The sequence below is a fragment of the Kutzneria sp. 744 genome, from assembly GCF_000568255.1.
Lineage (GTDB): Bacteria > Actinomycetota > Actinomycetes > Mycobacteriales > Pseudonocardiaceae > Kutzneria.
In genome coordinates, this window is the sequence record NZ_KK037166.1 from 8,158,086 (window position 1) to 8,168,075 (window position 9,990).

At 70.5% G+C, this 9,990-nt stretch carries 14 protein-coding genes and 1 pseudogene; 11 read left to right on the plus strand and 4 right to left on the minus strand.

The genetic code is table 11. The features are described from left to right. Both KUTG_RS37595 and KUTG_RS37600 read right to left on the minus strand, forming a co-directional pair. A partial coding sequence (locus KUTG_RS37595; RefSeq protein ID WP_043723720.1) for a glutathione S-transferase family protein occupies positions 1–868 on the minus strand: 868 nt, incomplete at its 3' end. A 61-nt stretch (positions 869–929) separates the two neighbouring features. Further along, positions 930–1,910, minus strand: coding sequence for an aldo/keto reductase (locus tag KUTG_RS37600; protein ID WP_043723723.1), 981 nt, complete (start codon positions 1,908–1,910; stop codon positions 930–932). Between the two features lie 59 nt (positions 1,911–1,969). Here KUTG_RS37600 and KUTG_RS37605 point away from each other — a divergent pair, with 59 nt between their 5' ends. Together KUTG_RS37605 and KUTG_RS37610 are read left to right on the plus strand one after the other, a co-directional pair. Then, complete coding sequence (locus KUTG_RS37605) at positions 1,970–2,890, plus strand: LysR family transcriptional regulator (protein WP_043723726.1); 921 nt, start codon at positions 1,970–1,972, stop codon at positions 2,888–2,890. A gap of 103 nt (positions 2,891–2,993) precedes the next feature. Further along, positions 2,994–4,154, plus strand: a complete 1,161-nt coding sequence (locus tag KUTG_RS37610; RefSeq protein ID WP_043723728.1) for an NAD-dependent formate dehydrogenase — start codon at positions 2,994–2,996, stop codon at positions 4,152–4,154. A 13-nt stretch (positions 4,155–4,167) separates the two neighbouring features. Here the strand turns inward: KUTG_RS37610 and KUTG_RS64320 are convergent, their stop codons facing one another. Then, positions 4,168–4,554 (minus strand): helix-turn-helix transcriptional regulator, encoded by a 387-nt coding sequence (locus tag KUTG_RS64320; RefSeq protein WP_232241176.1) that lies wholly within the window; start codon positions 4,552–4,554, stop codon positions 4,168–4,170. Between the two features lie 37 nt (positions 4,555–4,591). Between KUTG_RS64320 and KUTG_RS64325 the strand changes: the two are divergent. From KUTG_RS64325 to KUTG_RS64335, 3 genes and pseudogenes are all read left to right on the plus strand, one after another. Then, positions 4,592–4,859, plus strand: a pseudogene (locus KUTG_RS64325) (aldehyde dehydrogenase family protein); the annotation flags it as partial. 93 nt (positions 4,860–4,952) lie between these two features. Beyond that, a complete protein-coding gene (locus KUTG_RS64330; protein WP_232241177.1) occupies positions 4,953–5,081 on the plus strand; it encodes a hypothetical protein in 129 nt (42 codons plus the stop codon). Beyond that, the gene (locus KUTG_RS64335; protein ID WP_232241178.1) at positions 5,045–5,176 is read left to right on the plus strand and encodes an aldehyde dehydrogenase family protein; all 132 of its coding nucleotides are present in this window, start codon (positions 5,045–5,047) and stop codon (positions 5,174–5,176) included. Before KUTG_RS64330 ends, KUTG_RS64335 begins: the two co-directional genes overlap by 37 nt. Before the next feature lie 4 nt (positions 5,177–5,180). Here KUTG_RS64335 and KUTG_RS37625 read toward each other — a convergent pair whose 3' ends face one another. Continuing rightward, positions 5,181–5,555 carry a DUF4267 domain-containing protein gene (locus KUTG_RS37625; protein WP_043723734.1) on the minus strand — a complete coding sequence of 125 codons (375 nt, stop codon included), beginning with the start codon at positions 5,553–5,555 and terminating at the stop codon, positions 5,181–5,183. A 96-nt stretch (positions 5,556–5,651) separates the two neighbouring features. Here KUTG_RS37625 and KUTG_RS37630 point away from each other — a divergent pair, with 96 nt between their 5' ends. The 6 genes from KUTG_RS37630 to KUTG_RS37655 form a co-directional block, all read left to right on the plus strand. Next, the gene (locus KUTG_RS37630) at positions 5,652–6,230 is read left to right on the plus strand and encodes a TetR/AcrR family transcriptional regulator (RefSeq protein ID WP_043723737.1); all 579 of its coding nucleotides are present in this window, start codon (positions 5,652–5,654) and stop codon (positions 6,228–6,230) included. 167 nt (positions 6,231–6,397) lie between these two features. Further along, positions 6,398–7,150: an SDR family oxidoreductase gene (locus tag KUTG_RS37635; protein WP_043723740.1), complete on the plus strand. Its 753-nt coding sequence runs from the start codon at positions 6,398–6,400 to the stop codon at positions 7,148–7,150. Between the two features lie 111 nt (positions 7,151–7,261). After that, positions 7,262–7,474 carry a hypothetical protein gene (locus KUTG_RS37640; RefSeq protein WP_043723743.1) on the plus strand — a complete coding sequence of 71 codons (213 nt, stop codon included), beginning with the start codon at positions 7,262–7,264 and terminating at the stop codon, positions 7,472–7,474. Further along, positions 7,471–8,334, plus strand: coding sequence for an ADP-ribosylglycohydrolase family protein (locus tag KUTG_RS37645; RefSeq protein ID WP_043723745.1), 864 nt, complete (start codon positions 7,471–7,473; stop codon positions 8,332–8,334). Before KUTG_RS37640 ends, KUTG_RS37645 begins: the two co-directional genes overlap by 4 nt. Positions 8,335–8,472: 138 nt before the next feature. Next, entirely contained in the window at positions 8,473–9,528 is a 1,056-nt protein-coding gene (locus KUTG_RS37650; protein WP_043731979.1) for a macrolide family glycosyltransferase, read from the plus strand. Continuing rightward, positions 9,529–9,990: GNAT family N-acetyltransferase (locus KUTG_RS37655; protein ID WP_063753618.1), on the plus strand; the 462-nt coding region annotated here is incomplete at its 3' end. It lies immediately after the preceding gene.

Genomic DNA, 9,990 nt, shown 5'->3' on the forward strand with positions numbered 1-9,990 from the left:
GGAGGTCGGGGCCGGCGGGGACGATGCCGGTGGGGTTGATGTTGCGGTGCACCTCGTAGTAGTGCTGCTTGATCTGCACGAAGTCGATGGTGTCGCCGAAGCCGGGGGTCTGGAACAGGTCCCGGGTGTAGGCCCACAGCACGGGCATCTCGTCGAGCTTGCTGCGGTTGCACTTGAAGTGCCCGTGGTAGACGGCGTCGAAGCGGACCAGGGTGGTGAACAGGCGGACGTCGGCCTCGGTGATGGTGTCGCCGACGAGGTAGCGCTGCCCGGCCAGGCGGTCGCTGAGCCAGTCGAGGCGGTCGAACAGCCGCCGGTAGGCCTTGTCGTACGCGTCCTGGTCGCTGGAGAAGCCGGCCCGGTAGACGCCGTTGTTGACGTCCCGGTAGACGACGTCGTTGACCTCGTCGATCTCGGCCCGCAGCTCGGCGGGGTACAGCGACGGCGCGCCGGCGCGGTGGAAAGCCGTCCACTCCAGGGAGAGGTCGATGCTCATCTGCGCGAAGTCGTTGGTGACGACCTCGCCGGTGGGCACGTCCACGATGGCCGGCACGGTGATGCCGCGCTCGTAGCCGGGGAACCGTTTGAAGTAGGCGTCCTGGATCCGCTCGATGCCCAGCACGGGATCCACGCCGCCGGGATCGAGGTCGAACGTCCAGCTGCGCTCGTCGTGCACGGGCCCGCAGATGCCCATGGACAGCACGTCCTCCAGCCCGAGCAGGCGGCGCACGATGATCAGGCGATTGGCCCACGGGCAGGCCCGTGCGACCACGAGCCGGTAGCGCCCCGGCTCGACGGGGTATCCGTCCCGGCCGTCGGCGGTGATCCAGGTGGTGATGTACCGCGAGTCGCGGCTGAACTCGGCCATGGATCCAGTATGGCTGCCCGGAACCCCAGCGGCTTAGACCGGAATTCCGGGCAGCGGCGCGTCAGAAACCCGAAGCGGGGCGGGCGGTGTAGTGCTCCTCCAGCCGCTGCACCTCGTCGGCGCTGAGCTTGAGGTCGACGGCGGCGACGGCGTCGGTGAGGTGGTGCGGCTTGGTGGTGCCGACGATCGGCGCGGTGACGGCGGGCTTGCCCATCATCCACGCCAGCGCCACCTGGGCCCGGTTCACGCCGCGCTCCTCGGCGATGGCCCCGACCGCGTCGATGATGGCCTTGTCGGCCTCGGCGGTCTTGTCGTAGAGGATCTTGGTGAAGCCGTCGGTGTCGCTGCGGGCGGTGCCGTCGGCGTCGGCCGGCCTGGTCAGCCGGCCGCGGGCCAGCGGGCTCCACGGGATGACGCCGACGCCCTGGTCCAGGCAGTACGGCAGCATCTCCCGCTCCTCCTCGCGTTGGAGCAGGTTGTACTGGTTCTGCATGGACACGAACCGGGTCCAGCCGTGGAGATCGGCGGCGTGCTGCATCTGCGCGAACTGCCAGGTCCACATCGAGGACGCGCCGAGGTAGCGGGCCTTGCCGGCCTTCACCACGTCGTGCAGCGCCTCCATGGTCTCCTCGATCGGCACGTCGGCGTCGTACCGGTGGATCTGGTAGAGGTCGATGTACTCGGTGCCCAGACGGCGCAGGCTGGCGTCGACCTGGGCGAAGATCGCCGCGCGGGACAGGCCGACGCCCTTGGGGCCGGGGCCCATCATCCCGCGGACCTTGGTGGCGATGACCACCTCGTCCCGCTTCGCGAATTCCTTGAGCAGCTGTCCAGTGATCTCCTCGCTGGCGCCGAGGCTGTAGACGTTGGCGGTGTCGAAGGTGGTCACGCCGGACTCGATGGCCTGCTTGAAGTACGGCCGCGACTCGTCGACGCCGAAGGACCACTTGTGGGTGCCGGCGCCCGGATCGCCGAAGCTCATGCAGCCCAGCACGACCTTGGACACCGACAGCCCGCTCTTGCCCAACCGGAGGTATTCCATGCCGGCGACGCTACTCCCCTGGAGTAGCACCAGGACCCGGTCACACGCCATGCTGAGCCGTGCTGTTGCGTCAGTTGGAATACCTGGTCGCGCTCGCCCGTGAGCGGCACTTCGCGCGGGCGGCCGCGGCCTGCCACGTGTCGCAGCCGTCGCTGTCGGCGGCCATCCGCAAGCTGGAGCACGAGCTGGACGTCCCGATCGTGCAGCGGGGCCAGCGCTACGAGGGCCTGACCCCGGAGGGGGAGCGGGTGCTTTTGTGGGCCAACCGGATCCTGGCCGAGTGCGACGCGCTGCGCCAGGACCTGTCGACCATGCGCGGCAGCCTGTCCGGGGTGCTGCGCATCGGCGCGATCCCGACCGCGCTGACCGTGGCGCCGCTGCTGACCACGCCGTTCTGCCAACGGCACCCGCATGCCCGGATCACGCTGGAGTCGTTGCCGTCACAGGAGATCACGCGCCGGCTCGCGGAGTTCGAGCTGGACGTCGCGATGACCTATGTGGACGGCGACGAGCCCGGCAACGTGGCGATTCCCCTGTACCAGGAACGGTATCTGCTGCTGACGCCCAATGACGGCAAGTTCGCGGACCGGGAGAGCCTGCGCTGGGCCGAGGCCGCGACGGTGCCGTTGTGCCTGCTGTCACGGCAGATGCGCAACCGTCGGATCCTGGACGAGATGTTCGCCTCGGTCGGCGCGAGTGTGGTGCCGGCGATCGAGACGGACACGGTGTCGGCGCTGTACGCGCATGTGGCCTCCCGTCAGTGGTCCAGCGTGATCTCCCACGCGTGGCTGCACATGTTCGGTGTGCCGCAAGGGATGCGGGTGGTCCGGATGGACGATCCGCCGCGCGCGCCCCGGATCGGACTGGTCGTGGCCGGGCACGAGCCGGAGCCGATGCTGGCCCGGGCCCTGGTGGAGATCGCCCGGGACATCGACGTGCGCGGGGTGCTCGACGGGGTGCTGGCTCGCTACCTGCGATAGGAGCGGGCTATCCCGGGATAGCGAAGAACGCTTTGACGGCCCCCGACGACCGCGAGCAAGGTCTTGGCAGAACCTAATCGCGACGTGAAAATTGGGGTCAGCCATGGCAAAGGTGCTGTGCGTGCTGTACGACGACCCGACCACCGGACACCCGAGCTCCTATGCCCGGGAGGACCTGCCGCTGGTGCCCGGCTACCCGGGCGGGCAGACGCTGCCGTCGCCCCGTGGCCTCGGCTTCACCCCCGGCCACCTGCTGGGCAGCGTGTCCGGCGCGCTGGGGCTGCGGGAGTTCCTGGAGAGCCAGGGACACACGCTGGTCGTCACCTCGGACAAGGACCGCGAAGGATCCGAGTTCGACCGCGAGCTGGCCGACACGGACATCGTCATCTCCCAACCGTTCTGGCCCGCGTACCTGACCGCGGAGCGCATCGCCCGGGCCCCGAGGCTGAAGCTGGCCATCACCGCCGGCATCGGCTCCGACCATGTGGACCTCGATGCGGCGATCGAGCACGACGTCACCGTCGCCGAGGTCACCTACAGCAACAGCATCAGCGTCGCCGAGCACGTGGTGATGATGATCCTGTCGTTGGTGCGCAACTACTTGCCGTCACACCAGGTGGTGCTGGACGGCGGCTGGAACATCGCCGACTGCGTGTCCCGGGCCTACGACGTGCAGGGCATGCACGTCGGCACCGTGGCCGCCGGCCGGATCGGCACGGCGGTGCTGCGCCGGCTCAAGCCGTTCGACGTGCACCTGCACTACACCGACCGGCACCGGCTGCCGCGCGAGGTCGAGCAGGAACTCGGGTTGACCTTCCACGAGAGCGCCGCCGACATGGTGCCGCACTGCGACGTCGTGACGATCAACGCGCCGCTGCACCCGGAGACCGAGGGGCTGTTCGACGACAAGCTGATCGGCAGCATGAAGCGCGGCGCCTACCTGATCAACACCGCCCGGGCCAAGATCGCCGACCGGGACGCGGTGGTGCGGGCCCTGGAGTCCGGGCAGCTCGCCGGCTACGCCGGGGACGTGTGGTTCCCGCAGCCCGCGCCGGCCGAGCACCCGTGGCGGACCATGCCGCACCACGGCATGACCCCGCACATCTCGGGCTCCACCCTGTCGGCGCAGGCCCGCTACGCGGCCGGCACCCGGGAGATCCTGGAGAACTGGTTCGCCGACGAGCCGATCCGTGAGGAGTACCTCATCATCGACAGCGGCAAGCTCGCCGGCGCCGGCGCCCACTCGTACTCCACCAACAAGTAGCTGGCACGGCTGCTCACAGGTGTGCGGAACGGTACTGCGCCGGCGAGCAGCCCGCGCGTCGGGCGAAGGCGGCGCTGAGGGCCGACGGGGACGCGAAGCCGAGGTCGTCGGCGATCTCGGCGATGCGGCGGTCGGTGGTGCGCAGGCGATGCGCCACCACGTGAATGCGCCAGCGGGCGGCGTACTCGGCCGGCGGCACGCCGACCGCCCGGTGGAAGCGCTCGGCGAACAGGCTGCGGGACATGCGGGCTTCGTGGGCCAGGTCGGCGACCGTCCACTTGCGACCTGGATCGCGGTGGATCTCGCCGAGTACGTTGCGCAGCAAGGGGTCGGAGAGCGCGGCCAACCAACCGCGGTCGTCGGTGCTGTGGACTAGGCGCAGCGTGTGCAGGAACAGCACGTGCGACAGGTGCCGGCGCAGGGCCGTCGCGGCGATCGTGCCGTGGAACGGCCCGGGCCTGATCGGCGCGTACAAGACGAGCCCGGCCCTGCTGGCCGGCTGCACCGTGGTGCTCAAGATGCCGCCGGAGGCGCCGAGCGTCGGCTACATCATGGCCGAGGTGGCCGACGAGATCGGGCTGCCGGCCGGCGTGCTCAACGTCGTGACGGCGGACCGGGCGGCGTCCGACGCGCTGGTCCGCGATCCGCGGGTGGACAAGGTCAGTTTCACCGGCTCCAACGCCGTGGGTCGCGGCATCGCCTCGATCTGCGCCGACCGGCTGGCCCGCGTGATCCTGGAGCTGGGCGGCAAGTCCGCCGCCGTGATCCGCACGTCAGCGGGACCGGATCGAGGGCTACGTGGCCAAGGGGCGCGAGCAGGGCGCCCGCCTGGTCACCGGCGGCGGCCGTCCGGCCGGGCTGGACCGAGGCTTCTACCTTGAGCCGACGGCGTGCGCACCGACGCCACGATCTCCTTCGGCGGGGTGAAGCAGTCGGGCATCGGGCGCGAGGGCGGTGTCGAGGGGCTGCGGCCGTTCCTGGAGAGCAAGACCGTGCTGCTGGACGGGAATCCCCGGCTGTAGTTGGTCAGCCGGCCAGGAGGAGCACGGCCGCCACGGCGATGACCACCAGAGCGGTGGCGCCGTGCATGCCGTAGGCCAGGGCCTTGGAACCACGGTGGCGAAGCACGACGATGGCGTCGCCGATGGGGACGAGGGCGGAGACCAGCAGGTACCAGCCCATGACGTGCGGGCCGGCGGTGGCCAGCAGGACCAGGATCGCCACGCCCATGCCCAGGTCGCGGACGCCCTTGATGTTCAGCCACGCGGCGAGGGCGCCCTCAGGCCATTCCGGCAGGCCGAAGCCCTTGGCGTTGGTGACCGGGGCGAGCAGGTAGGCGGTGCCCATGGCGATGACGGCGACGCCGAGAACTGCGGCCAGGACGACGGTTGCGAGGTACATGAGGAGCCTGCCCTTCGGGAATCTAGCGTTGCTAGGTTTTGTAGCAACGCTAGCAGGAGCTGCGCTAGGAAATCTAGCGGTGCTAGGATTTCTAGCGTGACTAGCGAACCGGGCAGGCGTGAGCGGGTGAAGGCCGAGCGGCGGGAGCTGATCCTGCGCGTGGCCAGGGAGCTGGCCGAGGCCGAGGGCTGGGACGCGGTGACCACGCGCCGGCTGTCGGAGCGGATCGAGTACAGCCAGCCGGTGCTGTACAGCCACTTCGCCAACAAGGACGCCATCATCGCCGCCGTCGCCGAGCAGGGCGTCGCCGAGTTGGCGGTCGCCATCGAGCAGGCCCGCCGCGCCCACGTCGAGCCGTACCCGCTGCTCCGCGCCGTCGCCGATGCCTATCTCGGCTTCGCCGAGGCCAATCCCGCCCTCTATGACGCCATGTTCACCCTCGACGTCGGCCTCCGCTTCGCCCGCCCCGACTCCCCGCCCGTCCTGCGCGAGGCCTTCGGCCAGTTCGCCGCAGCCTTCGAGGCCGTGATCCAGGACCCCGCCGCCATCGGCACCTTCACCGAGGTCGGCTGGGCCGCCCTGCACGGCCTGGCCACCCTGACCCGCGCCGGCCGCCTCGCCGACGGCCAGCACGACGCCCGCGTCGACCTGCTGGTCCAGCGGCTGCTGGCCTGAACGGGGCCGGATGCGTTGCCCCGGCGGGGCCGGTGGCTCTGGCCTGCGCCGGTCGTCTGTCCGACGGCTCCGCTTGATGCGTGGGGCAGGGGCGCTGTGCCCATGCGGCCGGGCGCTGGCAGGCTGGGGCGGTCGGTGAGACAGCCGGGTGTCAGGGAGCCGTGGTCATGAGGGGCAAGATCGTCGTCACGGGCGGCACGGGGCGGCTGGGGCAGGTGGTGGTCGAGCGGCTGGCGGAGCGGGGCGCGGAGGTGCAGTCGATCAGCCGGCGCAACACGACGGTGTCGGTGGACCTGCGCAAGGGCGCGAACATCGACCAGGCGGTCGTGGGGGCGAGGGTGATCGTGCACTGCGCGACCACGAACGGCCGGGGCGACGTGGAGGCCACGCGGAACCTGATCGAGGCGGCGAAGCGGGCGGGTGGGCCGCACCTGGTGTACGTCTCGATCGTGGGGGTCGAGGGGGTGCCGATGCCGTACTACCGGGCGAAGCTGGCGGCGGAGCGGGAGATCGCGGAATCGGGGCTGCCGTGGACGATCCTGCGCGCGACGCAGTTCCACGACCTGGTGGCGCAGATCCTGGGCCTGGCCGCGCGGCTGCCGGTGATGCCGCTGCCGACGGGCTTCCGGTTCCAGCCGATCGACACGGGCGACGTCGCGGATCGGCTAGCGGCGCTAGCGGCGGGGCCGCCGCGGGGGCGGGTGGCGGACATGGGTGGCCCGCAGATCCTGGATGTGCGGCAGCTGGCCGGCCTCTACCTGATGCGTACGGGCAAGCGTCGGCCGCTGGTCTCGGTACCGGTGCCGGGGGCCGTCGCCCGAGGTTATCGGGAGGGCCGCCACCTGGCCCCGGACCACGCGGTGGGCCGACGCACGTTCGAGGAGTTCCTCGCCGGCTGGGCACCGGGCCCGGTGGGGTGAAAACCAGGTGCCGCGGAGCGGTTTCGGCTGGTACCGTCAACGGCATGATCTTCTGAGCGCGCTATCGCGACTTCTGCCCTAGCTTCGTGACGAACCCTCAGGAGGACACTCATGCCCGAGCAGCATGCCGACCAGAACCCGACGGCCGAGCCGGCCGTCGACGCAGCCGCAGACGACCAGGCCGACGCGCGCCCCAACCGGGCGGAGCGCCGCAGCAAGGGCAAGGCGGCGAACAAGACGAACGGCGTCTCGTACAACCCGCACATCAAGACGGCGAGCACCGGCCACCAGCGCCAGTACTCCAACCGCCGCAGCGGGGGATGAGCAGGCTCGATCTCGCCCGTGACGCCCTGGCCGGCCTGTCGGTCGGGGACGCCCTGGGCGCGCAGTACTTCGTTCCCGGCAACGCCCTGCCACGCATACCGGCAGGGCGCTGGGAGTGGACCGACGACACCGAGATGGCCTGCACGGTGTTCACGGAACTGCGGGATCGCGGCGAGATCGACCAGGACGAGCTGGCAGGCCTGTTCGCGGACCGGTGCGAGCCGTACCGGGGCTACGGCCCGGGCGCGGTGGTGATCCTGCACCGGATCCGCGACGGCGTGCCGTGGCCGACGGCGGCCGGGGCGGCCTTCAGCGGCACGGGATCCTGCGGCAACGGCGGGGCGATGCGGATCGCCCCGCTGGGCGCCTTCTACGCGGACGACCCGGACCGGGTGGTCGAGCAGGCCACGAGGGCGTCCCAGGTGACGCACATGCACCCGGAAGGGGTCGCGGGCGGCGTCGCGGTGGCCCTGGCCTCGGCCTATACGGGCGCGTGCCGAATAACTGAAGTTCAGCCGACGGGGTCGGAGCTGTTCGACTCCGTGCTGGATCGCCTGCCGGACAGCGAGGTTCGCCGCCGGGTGGAGCGGGCCCGGCAGCTGCTGGGCCGGTCGGCGGCCGAGGTGGCGTTCGAACTCGGCAACGGCTCGCGCGTGCTGGCCCAGGACACCGTGCCGTTCACGCTGTGGGCCGCGGCGACCCATGTCCACGACTACCGCCAGGCCGTGTTGACGTGTGTCGAGGTCGGCGGCGACATCGACACCACCAGCGCCATCGTCGGGGGCATCGTCGCCCTGGTCGCGGGCGTGCCCGAGGAGTGGCTGGCGGCCCGAGAGCCGTTGCCGGACTGGGTGTCCTGAAAATCGCTGGCGCCGGCGGCTAGGCTGGTGCCATGTACTGCTTCGGAACCCTGCCTCTCTACCACTGAGTCCCGAGTGGATCTCGTCTGCCCACTCGTCTGACAACTCAGCAGGAGTTCTGCCGTGCACATCTCGTTCATGGCCGTGCCCGAACACGGCCACATCAACCCGGGCCTGCCGCTGGTGACCGAACTGGTCGCGCGCGGGCATCGGGTCAGCTACGCCACCACCGACCAGTTCGCCGACGCCGTCAAGCAGGCGGGGGCGACGCCGCTGCTGCACACCACGACGTTCCCGGAGCGCATGCCGGAGGACGGCGACGCCGGCACGCGCATGTTCGTCACCGAGTACCACGCCGTCACGCCGCAGATCGAGCGGCTCTACGCCGATGACCGGCCGGACGTCATCGTGTGCGACATCGGCGCCTTCCAGGGGCCGGTGCTGGCCGACCGCTGGGGCATCCCGGTGGTGCAGCTGTCGGCCAGCTACATCGCGATTCCCGGCTCCAAGGCCGACGACTTCGCCGCGTACGTCAAGGAGTACGGGTTTCCGGAGGAGTTGCTGACGCCGAGGCCGTGCCTGGTGGCGATGCCGCGGTCGTTCCAGTTCGACGCGCCGACGGTCGACGGCACCTTCACCTTCGTCGGGCCGATGGGCTCGCCGCAGATGTGGTCGAAGCCGGACGACCGGCCGGTGCTGTTGATCTCGCTCGGGTCGGCCTACACCGACCGGCCGGACTTCTTCCGTGACTGCCTGACCGCGTTCGCGGACAACGGCTGGCACGTGGAGATGTCCGTCGGGCGCTTCATCGATCCGGCCGATCTCGGCCCGCTGCCGGAGAATTTCGTTGTGCGGCAATGGGTTCCGCAGGCGTCGATCCTCACGGCGGCCAGTGCCTTCATCACGCACGCCGGCATGGGCGGTGTCATGGAGGCGCTCGCTCACGGGGTGCCGCTGATCACCGTGCCACAGGCGGTCGACCAGCTGCTCACCGGGCCGCGGATCGAGGAACTGGGGCTGGGGCGGCACATTCCGCGTGACGAGGTGACCGTCGACCGGCTCCGGCAGGCGCTGCACGAGGTCAGCACGGACAGCGGGATCGCCGCCAACCTGGAGAAGATCCAGCGGGAAATCGTCGACAGTGGTGGAGTTCACCGGGCCGCGGATCTCGTGGAGTCCCAAGTGGAGGGTTAAGTGATCGAGGTGCGGGTGGCGGAGGCCGGCGAGCTGGCCGGTCTCGTGGCCGTCGAGGACACGGCCGACCAGCTGTTCCAGGCCTACGGGATCACCTTCCCGCCGAGCCCGGACATCGACCAGGTCGCCGCGCCCGAGGACGTGTTGGTCGTCGGCCGGCCGGCGCGGGGCTTCGCCTACCTGGGCCCGGTCGACGACGGCCTCCACCTGCACCAACTGGCCGTGCACCCGGATCACGGGCGGCAAGGTCTGGGCACCGCCCTGTTGGCGGCCGTCATGCGACGCGCCGCCGGCAGGGCGGTCACGCTCACCACGTTCCGCCAGATCCCCTGGAACGAGCCCTGGTACCGCGACCGCGGCTTCGTCGAGGTCACCAACCCGGGTCCGGAACTCCAACGCATTGTCGAAGAGGAGCAGTGGCTGTCCGACCTGGGGGAACGCGTGACCCTTACGTGCAAGGTA